The 16,542-nt window shown below is 56.0% G+C and carries 14 protein-coding genes; 1 reads left to right on the top strand and 13 read right to left on the bottom strand.

Translation table 11 applies throughout. The features are described 5' to 3' along the window. Positions 1-28: 28 nt before the first annotated feature. The 13 genes from CDO73_RS21310 to CDO73_RS21375 all read right to left on the bottom strand — a co-directional run bounded on the left by CDO73_RS21310 (position 29) and on the right by CDO73_RS21375 (position 14,573). The gene (locus CDO73_RS21310) at positions 29-991 is read right to left on the bottom strand and encodes a YitT family protein (protein WP_256972799.1); all 963 of its coding nucleotides are present in this window, start codon (positions 989-991) and stop codon (positions 29-31) included. A gap of 268 nt (positions 992-1,259) precedes the next feature. Then, entirely contained in the window at positions 1,260-1,664 is a 405-nt protein-coding gene (locus CDO73_RS21315) for a GNAT family N-acetyltransferase (RefSeq protein WP_179218778.1), read from the bottom strand. Positions 1,665-1,854: 190 nt separating this feature from the next. Continuing rightward, complete coding sequence (locus CDO73_RS21320) at positions 1,855-2,178, bottom strand: hypothetical protein (RefSeq protein WP_088490545.1); 324 nt, start codon at positions 2,176-2,178, stop codon at positions 1,855-1,857. A 39-nt stretch (positions 2,179-2,217) separates the two neighbouring features. Continuing rightward, positions 2,218-2,484, bottom strand: a complete 267-nt coding sequence (locus tag CDO73_RS21325) for a hypothetical protein (RefSeq protein WP_088490546.1) — start codon at positions 2,482-2,484, stop codon at positions 2,218-2,220. 593 nt (positions 2,485-3,077) lie between these two features. After that, positions 3,078-3,695 carry an NAD(P)-dependent oxidoreductase gene (locus CDO73_RS21335; RefSeq protein WP_088490548.1) on the bottom strand — a complete coding sequence of 206 codons (618 nt, stop codon included), beginning with the start codon at positions 3,693-3,695 and terminating at the stop codon, positions 3,078-3,080. Between the two features lie 200 nt (positions 3,696-3,895). Beyond that, complete coding sequence (locus tag CDO73_RS21340; RefSeq protein WP_218821637.1) at positions 3,896-5,284, bottom strand: glycosyl hydrolase; 1,389 nt, start codon at positions 5,282-5,284, stop codon at positions 3,896-3,898. Next, complete coding sequence (locus CDO73_RS21345; RefSeq protein ID WP_179218779.1) at positions 5,281-9,366, bottom strand: glycosyl hydrolase; 4,086 nt, start codon at positions 9,364-9,366, stop codon at positions 5,281-5,283. The genes CDO73_RS21340 and CDO73_RS21345 overlap by 4 nt, the downstream gene beginning before the upstream one ends. A gap of 304 nt (positions 9,367-9,670) precedes the next feature. Next, on the bottom strand, positions 9,671-10,975 hold the full coding sequence (locus CDO73_RS21350) for an ABC transporter permease (protein WP_088490550.1): 1,305 nt from the start codon (positions 10,973-10,975) through the stop codon (positions 9,671-9,673). Then, a complete protein-coding gene (locus CDO73_RS21355; protein ID WP_088490551.1) occupies positions 10,968-11,873 on the bottom strand; it encodes an ABC transporter ATP-binding protein in 906 nt (301 codons plus the stop codon). Before CDO73_RS21355 ends, CDO73_RS21350 begins: the two co-directional genes overlap by 8 nt. A 76-nt stretch (positions 11,874-11,949) precedes the next feature. Next, positions 11,950-12,843: an ATP-binding cassette domain-containing protein gene (locus CDO73_RS21360; protein WP_088490552.1), complete on the bottom strand. Its 894-nt coding sequence runs from the start codon at positions 12,841-12,843 to the stop codon at positions 11,950-11,952. Between the two features lie 109 nt (positions 12,844-12,952). Then, the gene (locus CDO73_RS21365; protein ID WP_088490553.1) at positions 12,953-13,342 is read right to left on the bottom strand and encodes a GntR family transcriptional regulator; all 390 of its coding nucleotides are present in this window, start codon (positions 13,340-13,342) and stop codon (positions 12,953-12,955) included. A 33-nt stretch (positions 13,343-13,375) separates the two neighbouring features. Further along, the gene (locus CDO73_RS21370; RefSeq protein ID WP_088490554.1) at positions 13,376-14,095 is read right to left on the bottom strand and encodes a hypothetical protein; all 720 of its coding nucleotides are present in this window, start codon (positions 14,093-14,095) and stop codon (positions 13,376-13,378) included. Between the two features lie 289 nt (positions 14,096-14,384). Beyond that, positions 14,385-14,573: a hypothetical protein gene (locus tag CDO73_RS21375; protein ID WP_087798774.1), complete on the bottom strand. Its 189-nt coding sequence runs from the start codon at positions 14,571-14,573 to the stop codon at positions 14,385-14,387. Positions 14,574-15,113: 540 nt separating this feature from the next. Here CDO73_RS21375 and CDO73_RS21380 point away from each other — a divergent pair. Further along, entirely contained in the window at positions 15,114-16,316 is a 1,203-nt protein-coding gene (locus tag CDO73_RS21380) for an MGDG synthase family glycosyltransferase (protein WP_088490555.1), read from the top strand. Positions 16,317-16,542: the final 226 nt, after the last annotated feature.

Below are 16,542 nucleotides of genomic sequence, written 5' to 3' on the forward strand. Positions count from 1 at the left end.
TGCGTGATAAGAACCGTGTTCGGTCCGATCAGTGAATGTCTTTTTTCTTGAAGTTGCCGCCGCGCACTTCCGCCACGTCGTATACGACGACGAAAGCGCCCGGATCGATCTGATGGATGATTTCTTTGATCTTGCTTTCTTCCATCCGGTTGATGACGCAGGTGATTTCTTTGAACTGCTCGTTGCTGTAACCGCCGTAAGCGTCGGAATACGTAGCGCCCCGGCCCAACCGGTCGCGGATCGTCTCGACCATGACTTCCGGTTGGTTGGTGATGATCTTGAACGTCTTGGAGCCGCTGAGACCTTCTTCGACGATATGAATGACTTTGGAAGCGATAAAGTACGCCAGCGCCGACAAGATCGCCCCTTGCAGACCGAACACGGTCGAAACGACGATGAAGACGAAGGTATTCAAGAACAAGATCAAGTCGCTGGTCCCGAACGGCAGCTTACGCGACAGCAGCACGGCCAACATGTCGATGCCGTCGAGCGCGCCGCCGTTGCGGAGCGCGATACCCATGCCGGTACCGATGATGATCCCGCCGACGACCGTCACGAGCAGCGTATCGCCATCGATGATCGTATGGACGTGGTGCATCAGCGTGGCGCTGACCGCCAGCGAAGCGATCCCGATCACCGAGTAGAGCGCGAAGCTTTTGCCGATCTGTTTGTACCCGAGCCAGACGAACGGAATATTGAGGACCGCAATCAGAAGGCCGAGCGGCATGCCGAACAATTTGGAACCCACGATGCTCAGGCCTGTCACTCCGCCGTCCGAAACGCTATTGGGAATCAGGACGGCTTCCAGTCCGTACGCCGTAATCACGGCCCCGATCACGATCAACAGCACTCTGGAGAAGATCTTCAGTATTTTGTTCGACTTGCCCGGTTTAGCCGCCTTGTCTTCCAGATTCAACTTGCCTTTGGGCGGAAGCGGCCCTTTGGTCGACTTGTTTGCTTTGCTTGCTTTAGTTGCTTTGTTCGGCTTCATTGCATTTCCCCCTTCTTGGCGCGCGAATGCCCGCCGGATCAATCGTCGAGAAACAGACGCGTCTCTGCATGAATCACGGATAAAAGCCCTAACTTCTAGTTTACCGGAACAGCCCCGATTTTAGCAAATCAACGAGCAACTAAAATGACTACGAAACGGAAGCTCCTTCCGTTACAACCGAACAAAAAAAGACCGCCCTTCGGCGTCGATCACCGAAAAGGCGGCCTGCCGCATTCGCAAATGCCGCATGTCGATCTTCATTTAATAGTTAGCAGCTTCGTTCCATGACCACGTAGTCCTTGCCGCCTTTGTTGAACACGACATCCGTCTTCGACAGCCCGAACCGTTCATAGAACGGCACTTTGTTCACTCTGGCGTTGCAATAGATCTGCTTGACGCCGCGGCGCTTCGCTTCCTTCAGCACATAGGTCAGCAGCTTGCTGCCGTATCCGCAGTTCTGCCGCTCGGTCAGCGTCGCGAACTTGCGGAACTGCGCTTCCTTGCCCTGAACGAACAGAGATACCCCGGATACCAATTCTCCTCCGTCGAACAGCCCGTAATGCAGCCCTTCGTCGTCGTCCGGAAGTTTGATGTAATCGAATTCCTCCGTCGGCCACATCACTTGATGCCTAAGCTCCCAGACCTGTTCCTTGGTAATTAATTTAACTTCCACACCTGATCGTAACCTCTCATTCTGCGTTATACGTTTTGTCGAACGAACCGACCCGCGCCGGTCTCTTTCCCTTACGGGTCAGAAGGCGCTTCGGTTTCACAGTCGATTGTACCACTTTTGGGAGCGGGATGAGAGGGGTACGAGGAAACAGGCTGGAAGAATGCGAAAAGTTCAGTTTGCGGCCCCTTGCCTAATCTATAACAAAATAATCGTCCGCTACCTCGCCGTCAAAATCCAACCATAGTTCATAGTAGCCGATCTTCTCGCCTTCATACTGGATCGGCATATACACGCGCACATGATTGTAACTCAATTCGGGATAATTCATGTAGCTAATCCGAATAGACTCGACTTCAACATGAACCTTTGACTTATCGAAATCCGGAAAATATTCTTCGTATTCTTCCGGGTACTCCATTCTGTACGTTTCGAGATTCTCCCAAAACCCTTCATAGCAGCGCTTCTCGGCATCATGCTTCAGTAACCATTCTTGCACTTGCTTGGCGTCGAACAACGTTTAACCTCCTGTTTGGCAGCAGCCGTCAAATCCGCGCTAAGTTGCCTTATACTTCCTCGGAATGATTTCTTCTTTGCTGATCGTCCACCAGCTTTGATTATCGGAATACATCTCATATGCCCAAAACTCCGTGCTTTCATGGTACACGATATCCAGATCGTCAGTCAGATCGTTGCGGCTCCAAAAACTATTAATCCGATCCACCGCTTCTTTTTCCGAGATTCCGAAATGGTTCTGCATTTCCTCCGCGATGTCTTCGCAAAAGGATCGAGCTTTAGCGCTTACCGGGAATGTCCAGATCATTGTAGATCCCTCTCCTGATCGTAATCGGCTGTTATAGACTGACTCATCTACATAGAAACAAAAGCGTTCAAGTGACTAACCAGATTGCTCGGACGCCCCCAAAAAAACCTGTACAAGCGTCAAAGATTCTTGCTCGTTCGGCGGAATGATGCAAGACAGATGCTTTTGATGAACGAAACCGTGTCGGGGTACTTTATTAGTCGGTGTCATTAGTAGTCTCTTTCTGTTCGTTTGAATAGTTGTGTACTTTCGCGATGCAATCTAGCTTCGATATGTATGAATGATGTTCGCAGTCCTATAATCTCATTTGCCACACGCTCACATTCTTCCAGCGTTTTATCGAACTCTTTTCCGAAGAATGCTGCGAAAATCTCAAAAATCTTCTCAGCCAATTCTTGCGCCGATCTGTTTTCATAAAGCACTTCCATAAATTTTCTCGATTTCGATGTCATATTCCTCTTTTAAAAGAGGATAGATTCCTATGGGGTTCCAGTTATTTATTATTTTAATGACTCCCTCTTCCAATTCATATCCCTCCTATTAATGAAAAAGGCCATTCACCCCTGTGAATGGCCTTTCCTATAGAACCTCATTCAATAAGCAATCCCCACCCGAGCCCCTACATAACTCCGATCCTCGATCTGCCGATAAGCGAACTCCGCCGTATCCGCAACCGAAATCTCTTTGCCGCCTTCGGGCAGATAATCTTTTTCGACGCGGTACTGTCCTGTGTATTCGCCGTCCGGCAAATAGGTCGGGCAGACGATCGTCCACTCCAGATCGGTCGCGCTCAACAGTTCGTATACTCGGCGATGTTCTTCGGCAGCGCGGGTGGATCGGCGTCTGGATTCGTTCGACTCGTAACGCAGCCGATCCGGTTCGGTGCGGCTTTGCAGGATGCCGGCCGTGCCGATCGTCACGATGCGCCGAATCCCGAACTCATGCATGACATCGAGGATGATCGGCATGCTGTCGCTCAGCGTCGTCGTGCCGTCCGTGTTCAGCGCGCTGATCACGGCGTCCGCTTTTTCCAACACGCGCTTCACGTCCTTTTCGTTCAATACGTTCCCTTCAATGACCGTTAACCCTTCGCGAGGGTCGATCTTACCGCGATCGCGCACCAAGGCCGACACTTCGTGTCCGCCTCGCAGCGCATATTCGACGATATGCCCGCCGACGCGTCCGGTTGCTCCCAATACGGCGATGCGCATGATTGATTCCTCCGTGAGTATCGCTCGGGGCCCGTATTCCCCGAACGAACGTAATCAGAATATCGGGTACGGCAGTGCCGCCGAGCCGATACCAAGCGGCATACGCGCCGATCGTCATCGCCGGGGCCAAACCGATACCCGTTTCATCGCATTGTAAGTCAACCGTTTGCAAGTGACAAGGCTGCCGATGATATTCGCCGCTACGGGTATACTTCGAACTCCCATAACGAGTACCCGTACGTCGTGGCCCGTTCGTAAGCGAACATTTTGACGTACCGGGCCGTCGCGGTCGGGAACGTGATCGCTTTCTCGCCTCCCGTACCCGTTTCGTCGGTATAGACGGTCGTCCAATTGACCTGATCGCCGGATACCTGGATCTGATATTTTTTGGCGTATGCGGATTCCCACGCGAGTCTTACGCCGGATACGGAACGGACCGATCCGAGGTCGACGTAGATCCATTCCTGCGGATTCCAAGCCGACGCCCAGCGCGTGCCTCCGTTCGCGTCGAACGCCGCGGAGGCGGGATAAGAAGCGCTCTCGGACGAGCTTGCGTAAGCCGGCTTGTTGTACGCGATATTCTCGCGGCTCAAGTTCACCTCGTTCTGGGTGATCATCCGAGGGTCCCAGTATGTCGCCTGGATCTCGGCATTCGTATTCGAGCCGGTCAGATGTTCCGTCCATGCCATGAAATACGCCCATTTCGGCTGCGAATTAAGCTGCGCCGGCGTCGGCAGATCGCCGACTTCGCCTAGAGCGATCGGTTTTCCGGCCGCCAGATTCAGCATCGTATTGTAATAGGACGCGTTGAAATCGCCGTTGTAGATATCCATCGACAAGATGTCGACGTAACCGCTGCCCGGATAATAGTCCGCGGGCGCGCCGTTGCCCGGACGATCCACGTTCCATACCCAGATGAGGTTCGACAGTCCGTGCGTGTAGACATAACGGTCGTACATGATCCGGTACAGCTTTTTGGAATTGGCGGCATTGCCTCCCCACCAGAACCAACTGCCGTTCATCTCGTGAAAAGGCCGCCATAACACAGGAACGTTCGCGTCCCGAAGCTGCTGGAGATAAGGCACGGCTTCGTCGATTCTCGCGATGAACTGATTGTACAAGGCCGTCCCGGGCGTCACGATGTCGTTCCATTGTTGGCTGCTCAGCGGCGCGTTGTAGACATTCCCGTCCCAACTGCACGGCGCCGCCCGATCCGGTCGGCACATATGCCAAGTGAGCGTGACGAGCGACTTCGCCGCCCACTTGTTTTTCGCTTCGTTCACGATGCCCTGCCGGTTGTACATCGTGTCCAATCCGGATGAAGCGAAGCCGAGGTCGCTCCCCCACAGCGCCGGATACTGCCCGGTAATGGTTTTCGCTTGGTTGAAGCTTGCGGTCGGCGCGCCGGGCTTGTCGTGCTGACCGGTCAGCGTGGACGTTCCCGAGATCCTGTCGACGTAATCGAGCACTTGTCTGGCTTGAGCGGACAGGCTGCCGTTAACGGGCGATGCCGCATAGCCCGTTTCGGACATCGAAGTACAGGAAACGGCGAGGAACAACACTAATGCGCAGAGTATGGTTTTTCTCATCGGCGCGTCAGCGCATGGTATACCACCATCGCCGCCTCCGATCTTGTGGCAGAACGTTCCGGCGCAAACCGGCCTTCGCCCGTTCCCTGCATCAATCCTGCGGCTTGCGCGGCAGCAGCAGACGGAATCGCCCACCGAGGGATTTTCGCCGCATCCGTAAAGGCTGCCGAGGTTCCTTCTCTCTCTGCCCCGAGCTTCAACGCTCGGCCCAGAATGACCGCCATTTCCGCGCGCGTGATGACTTTGTTCGGCTGCAATCGCTTGCCGGGATCGCCGACGATCCAACCGGCTCCGGCCGCGGCCGTCATGACTTCGGCGTACCAAGCATCGGGATCGAAGTCCTCGTACGAAACTTCTGCCGCTTCGACCGCCGGCAGCTTGAACGTTCTCGCCAGCATCGCCACGAATTCCGCCCGCGTGATCGCTTCCGACGGCACGAACCGGTCTTCGTCGATCCCGGAAATCGCATGCTTCGCGGCCAGCACTTTCAGCGCGCGGGACGACCAGTGATTTTCCGGTACGTCGCGGAAAGTTTTATCGTATTGCAGTACGGCGTACGGACTCAGATGGTTAAGCGCAGCCGAGATCGTACGGGACGCCGCGTCTGCCGTACCTCCGATATATTCCCACTCTCCGGATTTTCGATCGTAGCCGTAGATGCCGAGAAGTTCCGGATCCGCTGACTGTTCATAAGACATCGCGAGTTCGACGCCTCCGTTTACTTGTTCGGCGGCATACCGGGAACCGTTTTTCGTCCGGAGCGTCACCGTAACATCGAGCAGAGGACCGGCGAGTTTCTGCTCGCCGCTCAATGTCGGCACGGCTGCTTCCGGACCGGTCTCCACGATGATCACGGCATCCTTCGCGCCGCCGGCCGCTCGGATCAGGCTCTGAATAACCGACGGACGCACCGTGACGGATACCTGCTGCGCCCGGATTTGAAGCGGACGGCCCTCGATCTGCGCAAGGTCGACGACAACGGACTGCTGCGCGCTGCCCTGCTCGGCGATCACCATGCCGTTCTCGAGCTTCGTCGGCGTGACGGCAGGCCCTGAACCTGCACCGTTAACCCCTTCGGTCGGAGCAGCGGAATTTCCGTTCGTTCCCCCGGCCGCACTTCCGTTACCGCTTCCGTTTTCGCTTCCGGTCCCGTTTCCGTTCCCCGGAACCGCAGGATCGGCATATTTGCGAATATCGTCCAGATACAGCGCGCTGTTCGAGACTTTGGCCCCGTTCACCGCATTGACGTAGATCGCGAACGCTTTGATATCGGCAGGATTCAGCACTCCGCCGTTTTTCGGTTTGAACCGATCGAAAGGAATAGTCAGTTTCTGCGGCTCGGTCGAATTCCGGTCGAACGGCGCGAAATCGTTCAAGTGCGCTTCGAACGAACCGCTGCCGGAAGAGAGCTGGAATAGAACATCCTGCTTCAAGCCGTCTCCTTTGAACCACAGTTCCACGCCCTTACCTCCGCTCCAATCCGCGTTAAGCGTCTTGGCCGCGCCCGTATAGCCGGATGCTCCCAAGTTGTAGACGAACTTCATCGCGGAACCTTGAGCGGAGCCGAACGGCGAAGGGTCTAAGGTCAAGGTATTCATGTCGCCGTTCCCGTTTCGAAGCCAAGCTTCCCGAAGCAGGGCGCTGTCGCCGGCGTAGCTCTCGAAATCGTCGACGAGCGCCGAATCTCCGGCCGTCGCATCCGTATTCCGAACGACGACGTTCGCTTGATCGGAAATCGTCGTTCCGTCCGCCAACGTGATGACCGTCTTGACCGCGGCCGGTCCGTCCGCCTGCTTGGTCGTGTCCCATGACGCGGTGTAATACCCGTCGGGCGTCAGCGTTCCGGTCAGCGGATTCTTGCTCTGCCCCGGTTCGAATCGGACGCTCGCCACGTCGACCCCGTAGTTATGAACTTTGGTCTTCAAGCCGTAGATTCCTTTTACCGTTTCTTTCGTGCCGGGAGCCATCAGATAACCCGAAGGCTTTTTCTGCGTTCCTTCGACGCGCAGCCCGTATTGTCCGGCCAATCGATCGGCGAACAGCACGTCGTCCAGATTGTAAAATTTGACGAAATCGAACAGCATCTCGTGATTGCCGTACACCGGGTGGTCGCGGAACGGCACCCAGAAATGCGTCGGCGCATTGCCGTCGCCCGGATATTCGTTTCGCCAAGTCATCATATAAGCGATTTTCTTGGCGACCGGATCTTTCGTTAAGGTATCATGCAGCACCATGTACCAATCCGGCATCGTATTGCCGCTGAGTTTCAGTCCGTTCGCACCGTCCCAGCGAAGGCCGGCTTCCGTGAAAGCCGCGACTTTGCCGCGGGCTTCGGCCAGGCCGGCAGCGATTCGCGCGTCTTGCAGCGTCGCTTCCATCCAACCGCTGCCGTACTGCGGGTTATCGTTGTACATGTCGAAGCCCAGAATATCGACGTAATCGTCGCCCGGATAACGGCTCAAGTAATCGGTCTCGTCCGTAAAATGCCCGTTGGGCGAATACGCGTACAGCAGATTGTCGACGCCTTTGACGTCTCTCAGATATTCCACGGTATACCGCCATAGATGAACGAATTCGCTTTTGGTCGTGTTGGAGGCTCCCCACCAGAACCACATGCCGGAATTTTCGTGGAACGGACGATAGATGATCGGAATCGGTTTGCCGTCCGCATCTACCGCTCCTTTAGCCACTTCCGCCAGCGCGTCCAGACGCTTCAGGAACTTGGCGTTGTCCTTGCCGCCCGGCAGGATATGCTCGACGGTCGGCGTCATATCGCCGAACGAGCCGCCGGACGTAAAGTTCGGCATATGATCTTCGATCGTGACGATGCCGTTCTTCGCATGAATCGACTGGGCCGCCTCGATCAATCGGGCGGTATCGGTCGACATGCCGAGGCCGATCACGGCAGGATACGCGCCTACGGCTCCGTACGTATCGGAACCGCCGGGAGCGTTCTTCACGACCGACTCGGTGATATCGTTCTGATGACCGAACATCATGTAACGGCCTGCCGTATTTTTTAAGTAAGCGTACAGCGACCGCGTCTCCGCCGTCGCGCCGCCGTCCACCAGATCGACAGGATTCAGATCGAACCCGTCCGTGCCGATCGCGGGCCGGCCGTTAAGCGGTTCGACCTCCGCGCTCGGCGCCGTCTGGGTTTTCGTCAACGCGAAATCGTCGTAATAAGCATCCGAAGGCGTATCGGACATATAAAAGACGAGATTCGTGTTGGCGCCGCTGTTGAATTTCATTTCTTGTTTCGTCCACTCGGCGGGCGCATTCTCCGTCCCTTTCTCCGCCAGCGTCTGCGACCAATCGGAAGTCAGGACTTTCATCCAAGCGTTTCCCGATCCTTTTCCGTAAAAACTAAGGGTGTAGTTCGTGTCGGCCTGAACCGGAAGCGCGGTCGTCAAGCTGTTCCAATCCTGCGAAGCGCTCGTCACTTTCAACGCGTATTCCCCGGAATGCTTGTCCGCTCGCGTAACGGCAAACTTGGTGCTCGTGCCGGCGTTCCAATTCGTCAGATCGCCCGATTCGAAATCCCCGTTGCTCGGAACCGCAGGCGTTTTCGTCAGCGAAAAGTCGTCGAAAAACGCGTCGGATGCCGAATCGGATAAGTAGATGACGATAGCCGAACGGCTGCCCGTATTGAAAGACTTCGTCATCTTCGTCCAATCGGACTCCGTATTGTTCGTGGTCCCTTCCGCCAGCGATTCGGACCAATCTCCGCTCAATACCTTATAGACGGCATTCCCGCCGCCTTTTCCGTAGAAGGTCAACGTGTAGTCGGTATCGGGAAGAACGGGGATCGCGTCGGACGCGAAACTGTTCCAGTCCTGCGAAGTACTGGTGATCTTCAGCGAAGCCTCCCCCGTCCGGAACTGCTCCGTACTGCGCGCGAACTTGCCGCTGTCTCCCGCCTGCCACCCTTCCAGCCCGTTCTCGAAACCGGCGTTCGCTACAAGATTGCCTGCCTCCGCCGCCGAAACGCGATTCAAGCTGCCCGACGACAAGAGCAAACTGAACGCAAGAACGAATGCCAGACCTGCCGAAAGACTTCGTCGAATCTTTTTCTCCTTCATGCCGTACCCTCCTCCGTATCGATCTGAATTCATGCGTTTATCGAAAAAATCGTCAACTCCTATCCTTTTCGCTCGGTAAGCGCTATCAAAAACGACTTTAAACCCGCTCTCGAAAGGATGGATACGATTTACAGGTTTTAATATAGCATTCTGAAATATTTTAATCCATAGTTTCTTATACAGTTTAAGAAACTTTTTAAGAAACTTTCCCGCAGATCGTTTTAACGATGCTCAACCAAAAAAGGACCGATCATCCGCAGATGACCGGTCCTTTTGTCGAGAACAGCCTGGCTTGCCTTATTCACTAAATCTTATATGCCTTCATCGCCTTACGAAGTTCTTTGAACGACGGCCGCTTGCCGTACATCAACACGCCCGTGCGATAGATCTTCGCGGACAGCCAGCCGAAGAAGAAAATCGCCGCGATCAGCAGCACCAGCGATACCGCGATCTCCCAGAACGCGATCTCTCCGAGGCCGATTCGCGCGATCATGGTCGTCGGCGACGTGAACGGCACGAACGACGAGATCTTCATCAGCAGCGAGTTCGTGTTGTTCAAGCTGAAGATGCCGATATAGAACGCGGCCAGCGACAGCATGGTCAGCGGCGTGACCGCTTGGCCGAGGTCTTCCGTCCGGCTCACGATCGAACCGACGGCGGCGTACAGCAGCGCGTACAGGAAGTAGCCCAGAATGTAGAAAATCAGGCCGTACGCGAGCACGTCGAGCGGCATCTGCGAGAAGTCGAGATCGAAGCCCGCCAGCACGTCGCGGTTGTACGGCAGCATCAGGTTGATCGCGATCGTGACGCCGAAGATGCCGATCTGCACCAAGCCGACGAGGAAGACCCCGATCACCTTGCCGAACATCTGCGTCAGCGGCGATACGCTGGTGATCAGAATCTCCATGACGCGCGAGCTTTTCTCCGCCGTGACTTCCGAGGCGATCATGTTGCCGGTCAGCATGGCCGAGAAGAAGAACAGCGTCATCAGCACGTAGACGGTGATAAAGTTCATCGGATTGAACTTGTCGCCTTGGCCTTCGTCCGTTCCTTCGGTGCCGGTGCCCGACAGTTTCTCGTAGCTGATCGCCGTGAGCTGCGCGGGCGTCGTCAACTGCTTGATCTGTTCGTCGCTCAGCGCGCCTTCCGCGATGAAGCGGGTCTTCGCGTTCTCGATCGCCGGCTGAAGCGAAGCTTGCAGATCGGCCGGGATCGAACCGCTTTTGGAGACGTACTGCACGGACGGGAAGTCGTTCTCCGTTCCTTGAGGGCCTGCCGGCGCGATCTCCAGATATCCTGCCAGATCCTGATCCTGCGCCTGCTTGTTCAATGCGGCGGTATCGCCTTGCAAAGGCACGAATTGAAGCTCATTATCCGGCAGCGCCGACACGTAATCTTCGATCTGCTGCGCGATCTCCGGATGGTCTTCGGCCGCGATGCCGATCTTGTTGGCGCTGTCCGAATCCCCGCCCGTGAAAAGCTGAATGAAGAACGGGATATGAATCCCGATCGTCATCAGCAGCGCCAACAGCAGCGTCGTGATCATGAAGGACTTGGTCCGGACTTTATTTTTGAACGTGAATCCGATTACGGTTCCCAATCTATTCATTGCGCTCACCTACCGATCGAATGAAGATTTGGTTCAGCGTCGGTTCTTTGACTTCGAAATGGCGAACTTCGCTCTGGCGCATCGCTTCCGTCAGCACGGGCACGGCGGCCGCTTCGTCGTCGATGCGGATCAGATAGCTCTCCGGATCGCCTTCCACGCCGATCACGCCGGGAATGCTCTCCAGCCCCGTCACCGCCGAATTCGTCTTGAGCAGGATCTGTTCGCGCGGGAAGCGGTTCTTGATCTCGCGGATATCGCCCTGCAGCACCGTCTTGGAACGGTCCAAAATAGTGATGTTGCGGCACAACTCTTCGACATGCTCCATCCGGTGCGTCGAGAACAGAATGCTCGCGCCCTGATCGCGCAGTTCTTTGACCGCCAGCTTCAGCAGTTCCACGTTGACCGGATCGAGTCCGCTGAACGCTTCGTCGAGGATCAGAATCTGCGGACGATGCACGACGGCGGCGATAAAGCCCATTTTCTGCTGGTTGCCTTTGGACAGTTCTTCGATGCGCTTGTCGTAATACTCTTCCGCTTCGAACTTGTTCATCCAATATTTGAGGCTCTGTTCCGCTTCGCTGCCGTTCATGCCGCGCAGTTTCGCCAGATAGACGATCTGTTCGCTGACTTTGACCTTCGGGTACAATCCGCGTTCTTCCGGCAGATAACCGACGATCCGCTGCACGTCGCCTCCGTATGCTTTGCCGCCGTATGTAATCGTGCCGTCGTCGGGATAGATCAGGCCCAACACCATGCGCATCGTCGTGGTCTTGCCCGCTCCGTTCGCGCCGAGCAGACCGTAAATCTCGCCTTCCTGCACGCCGAGCGAGATCCGGTCCACCGCCGTTTTGTCGCCGTAACGTTTGACTACGTCTCGCAATACCAGTCTTTCCGCCATCTTCATCCTCCCTTTCGGTTATGCCCGCTTCCCGACTTCGTCCGAGTCTTCGCGAGCCGCTCCGGACGTTCGTCCGTCAAGCCGTGGGAATGCTTCCGTTCATCCAATGCTCCATCACTTCGTCCAGCTCCAGCGCCCGCACCCGAATCGGCTTAACGCCGGCTTCGTCGAGCAGCGCCGCCGCGCCCGCGTAATCCAGCGTCACGAAACGCACCATGCCGCTCGATTCGATCGCCGATTCGATCACGCCGGGCAGTTCGTCTAGCAGTTCGTCGTCTCGCGAGATCCAGATCTCCCGGCAGCGTTCGAGCAGCGAATCTTTCTCCGCCATGCCGAGCGAACGTCCTTTGTCAACCAGAATCAGATAGTCCGCCATCCGCCGCACTTCTTCCACGATATGCGTCGAGAGCAGTACCGTCGCGCCGTCTTCGTCCACGCAGCGGCGAATCTCGTTCATCATCGTTTTCCATGCAAAAGGATCCAGGCCGGACGACGGTTCGTCGAGCAGCAGCAGCTTCGGCTTGGCCGCCAGCGCGGCCGCGATCTCGAACTTGCGCCGCTGGCCTTTGGACAGCTTGTTCAGCTTCTTGTCCCCCGGCACTTCGAAACGATGAAGCAGTTCTTCGTAGCGCTGCCAATCCCAGCCGGGATACCAGAAAGCGCGAAACTTCGCCGCGTCGTCCATCTTGAGCCCGTTCTCTTCCGCGATGTAATTCTCCGGCACGTAAGCGATCTTCGCCCGGACTTCGGCCGGCAGTCCGTTCGGATACCGTTCCCCGAACCAGACGACTTCGCCTTTGTCGGGATGGATCAGTTGAACGGCCAGCTTCATCAGCGTCGACTTGCCCGAGCCGTTGCGCCCGATCAGCGCCGTGACATAGTTTTCGTACAGTTTGAGATCCACCGGGCCGAGCTCCATCCGGTCCCGCTTTTTGACGACGTTTCGCCATTCCAGCGCTGCCTTCTCCATCTTCCCACTTCCTTTCCGCTCTTGAACATCCTGATCTTCGAGCTCGGCAGTCCGGAAGCCCGCCTATCCAAATCCGCCTTATAAGGGGGCTTTTTGGCAGTACTCCCGTCTATCTACGCTCTTCTTCCCTCAGCGTTTCATCCAGCAGCAGGCGAAGTTCGTCCGGCGTATAACCGACCGATCTTGCCGTATCGATCAATTCGCGTACCGCATCCTGCACGATCTGCTTCTTATATGCTTCCCGATCGTCCGTATCCACCTTCGTGACGAACGTGCCCGTTCCTTGACGCGTACGCAGCAGGCCTTCGTTCTCCAAGTCCTGATAGACGCGCCTGATCGTAATTACGCTGCATTTCAGATCGGCGGAGAACTCGCGGATCGACGGCAGCAGCGTCCCTTCGGCGATCTGTCCGGTGACGATGAGCGAACGAAGCTGTGTCTCGATCTGATGGTACAGCGGCTCGGCGCTGCTTTCGTTAATTTGAACCGGGATTCGCATGACTTCCCTCCTTTATCATCCCGTTGATGGGGCTTAAGCCAGATCGCGCCGCGGCAGACGCTGCACGATGATGCGGTACGACACGACGATCGCCGATGCCGCCAGTATCAACAGAATCCATAAAGCGGGCGAAGCCGCTCCCCGTTCCGCGCTGATCCGAATGCTCGACCCTACGAACGACCAACCCGAATAATGGGCGATCAGCACAATAAGCTCCATGACGACCAGCAGCACGCAGCTGTACCAGAAGTATGCCCGGCCGCGCATCAGCAGTTCCAGCAAGATATAGAGGCTGTTAAACGCCAGACCGAACGCCGTCCACGTCAAAGCGAATACGAGGTAAGCCCCGAGATTCATCTGAGTACGCACTCCGTCATGAACGAGATACATCACAACGAACAAAATGGTCCCGTTGCACAGCGTCGACAGCAGCAGCTGCAGCATTCTCGCCGCGGCCAAGACCGAAGCCGAGATCGGCAGCGTGCGGTAATAACCGAGCATGCTCGTGTACGAATCTTCCGTAATGTATTTGGTAATCCGCCTCGAAAAATAATAGCCCGCCATCGAAGCGATCGCCCAGAACAGCAGATCGAGCATCAGCAGCAAACTGCCTCTTTCCGGCATCTCGCCGATAAACATTCCCGTAAAAAAGCCCATGTAGGCGATAAAAAGCAGCGATGCCATCACGTAATAACGATCGATCTTGAGTTCCCGACCGACGATCGACCAAGCTTGACGCCAAGTTCCGCCCATTCTCTTCCTCCGTTCCCGCTTCGCGGAGCTTCCCCGCTCTCTGTGCTTCTGTATATATTCTTAAGCACAATTTACCGTAATCGCCCCTGCCCGTCAAGAGAGAAAACGATCAATTGCGGCCATTTTTCATCAAAAAAACCGTCCTCCCGGCGTCAGCCGAAAAGGACGGTCGAATTGTTTCACGTTTCGCATACGATTCCGATCATTCGGTTGCCGGTTCAGAGTCTCCGAACGGCAAAGGCATCTTCACGATCGATTCGGTTACGGCCGCAGCCGCCTCAAGCATGTGCTAGGACGCGGACGAGTTGAGTTTGCCCATCTCGTGTTCCACGACCAGCGTCAATTCTTCCTCGTATCCGCCCATGATGTGATACTTCCGAACGTATTCCTTCACAAACTTTTTCGGATCGCTCGGACGGAAAATACGAGTCATTTCCCGCAGACTTTCCTTGACTTCGTTATGACCTTTGGTCGCCATCATAATTCCCTCCCGGAACGTATTTCGTTATCGAGAATGTCAAAAAAATCTGCTGCCGACAGACGCCCCTAAAGGTTATCGCACTGCCCGCCGCGCTCCGTTGCCTTGGTTCCCGACAACATGCCGCACAGCCGCGAAGCCAAACATCCACCTGATTTCTTACATACCCGACGAAATGCTTACTGAATCACTTCCGGTTTGCCCTTTCTTCTCTCTCTTTGGCCGGATGCGACTCTCCTTACCAAACGAAAAACGAAGCTGATGAACAGATTTCAAGAAGATGCTTACTTACGAGTATAACATTTTTCGACGAAATGGGATACGAATCGCGAGCCTAGAACGCAAAATCCCCGAACAATGCTACTCGAAGCTCCGCTTAAGTTCGTAACGAACTTATACGATTAGACGTTCGCACTTCGGCAAAAGTTGCTGTGCGGGATTGGCGGAGGAAAGAACGCTTTTTCCTCTTCGTTTGTTTCGTATCCGGATCGTCCGATATGCTATGATAGAGATTATCTTGCAGCTCCCAGGGAGGAACCCATGCAACCGCACGAACCCAACGTCCTGATCCTGTATGCCAGCTACGGCGACGGACATTATCAGGCGACCAAAGCTCTGGAAAAAAGCTTGCGCGAACGCGGCATCCGTCAGATCAAATTGCTCGATCTCATGGCCGAAGCGCATCCCAAATTGAACGATCTGACCCGTTTCGTATACATGCAGAGCTACCGCACCATTCCCGGCCTGTACGGGCTTGTCTATAACATGACCAAAGACATGAAGTCGGACAAACCGTTTGCCCATATTCTCCATGCTTTCGGCACGCGTAGACTGGAAGAATACCTGAAGACCGAGCGGCCGAGCGTGGTCATTCACACCTTCCCGCAGATGGTCATGCCGAAGCTGCGCCGCAAGATCGGACTCGATATTCCGATCGTCAACGTCGTGACGGATTTCGATCTGCACGGACGCTGGCTGCACCCGGCCGTGGACCGCTTCTACGTGGCGACCGAAGAGATGCGCCGCGAAGCCGCCGATATCGGCATCGATCCGCAGCGCATCACCGTCAGCGGCATTCCGATCAAAAGCGGCTTCGGCCCGGCGGAAGCCGAAGCGCCTTCCGGCGGCGCGGCCGAATATGCCGCCGCCCGGGCGCAGCGCGCCGGAGAACCGCCCGTGCCGGGCGTCGCGCTCGATCCCGCGCGCAAGACCGTGCTGCTCATGGCCGGAGCCTACGGCGTCATGCTCGGCCTTCGCCGAGTCTGCGACCTGCTGCTCGCGCAGGAAGACGTCCAAGTGGTGGTCGTCTGCGGCCGCAACGAAGAGATGCGCGCGGCGCTCGCGCAGCAGTACGCCGAAGCCCCGCGCATCCAAGTGCTCGGCTTCACCGACCGCGTCGCCTCGCTCATGCGCATGAGCGACTGCATCGTGACCAAGCCCGGCGGCATCACGCTCGCCGAATCGCTCGCATGCCGGCTCCCGATCTTCTTGTTCCGCCCCGTGCCGGGACAGGAACGCAATAACGCCGTCTATCTCGAAGAACAAGGCGTCGCGTTCATCTCGCGCAGCGCCGACGAACTGTCCGCGCAGATCGCGTCCCTGCTCGGCGATCCCGCCAAGCTGGCGGAAGCCCGCAGCCGCGCCGCCGCCCTCGGCCGCCCTAATGCCGCCGACGAGATCGCCGATGACCTGATCTCCCGATATATGTCCGGCCAGCCCGATTCGACCGGAATCCCCGGCTGATCGATGAATTAGACGTTGCGCTTTTTTTCTTGGTTTTGCTTTTTGATCTTTCTCTCTTCTCTCTTTCTCCCCAACCCAAAGAGCCTCCCCTTTCTAGGGAAGGCTCGGCGCGCTGAGGAAAGTTCGATTCTGGGTGAGCAAAGCGAAAGGCGGAGCGGAAAATTCAGTGAAAAACGCCTTTGAGTCCGGAAAGCTTCCCTGCCCGATACAATCCGGCTTTCCGGCG

The organism is Saccharibacillus sp. O23, from assembly GCF_002205895.1.
GTDB lineage: Bacteria > Bacillota > Bacilli > Paenibacillales > Paenibacillaceae > Saccharibacillus.

Excerpts from the sequence above, each read along its gene's own strand:
- CDO73_RS21355 (WP_088490551.1), bottom strand. The coding sequence starts at position 11,873 with ATGGCGGAAAGACTGGTATTGCGAGACGTAGTCAAACGTTACGGCGAC.
- CDO73_RS21310 (WP_256972799.1), bottom strand. The coding sequence starts at position 991 with ATGAAGCCGAACAAAGCAACTAAAGCAAGCAAAGCAAACAAGTCGACC.
- CDO73_RS21325 (WP_088490546.1), bottom strand. The coding sequence starts at position 2,484 with ATGATCTGGACATTCCCGGTAAGCGCTAAAGCTCGATCCTTTTGCGAA.
- CDO73_RS21345 (WP_179218779.1), bottom strand. The coding sequence starts at position 9,366 with ATGAAGGAGAAAAAGATTCGACGAAGTCTTTCGGCAGGTCTGGCATTC.
- CDO73_RS21350 (WP_088490550.1), bottom strand. The coding sequence starts at position 10,975 with ATGAATAGATTGGGAACCGTAATCGGATTCACGTTCAAAAATAAAGTC.
- CDO73_RS21335 (WP_088490548.1), bottom strand. The coding sequence starts at position 3,695 with ATGCGCATCGCCGTATTGGGAGCAACCGGACGCGTCGGCGGGCATATC.
- CDO73_RS21370 (WP_088490554.1), bottom strand. The coding sequence starts at position 14,095 with ATGGGCGGAACTTGGCGTCAAGCTTGGTCGATCGTCGGTCGGGAACTC.
- CDO73_RS21360 (WP_088490552.1), bottom strand. The coding sequence starts at position 12,843 with ATGGAGAAGGCAGCGCTGGAATGGCGAAACGTCGTCAAAAAGCGGGAC.
- CDO73_RS21375 (WP_087798774.1), bottom strand. The coding sequence starts at position 14,573 with ATGGCGACCAAAGGTCATAACGAAGTCAAGGAAAGTCTGCGGGAAATG.
- CDO73_RS21365 (WP_088490553.1), bottom strand. The coding sequence starts at position 13,342 with ATGCGAATCCCGGTTCAAATTAACGAAAGCAGCGCCGAGCCGCTGTAC.
- CDO73_RS21340 (WP_218821637.1), bottom strand. The coding sequence starts at position 5,284 with ATGAGAAAAACCATACTCTGCGCATTAGTGTTGTTCCTCGCCGTTTCC.
- CDO73_RS21380 (WP_088490555.1), top strand. The coding sequence starts at position 15,114 with ATGCAACCGCACGAACCCAACGTCCTGATCCTGTATGCCAGCTACGGC.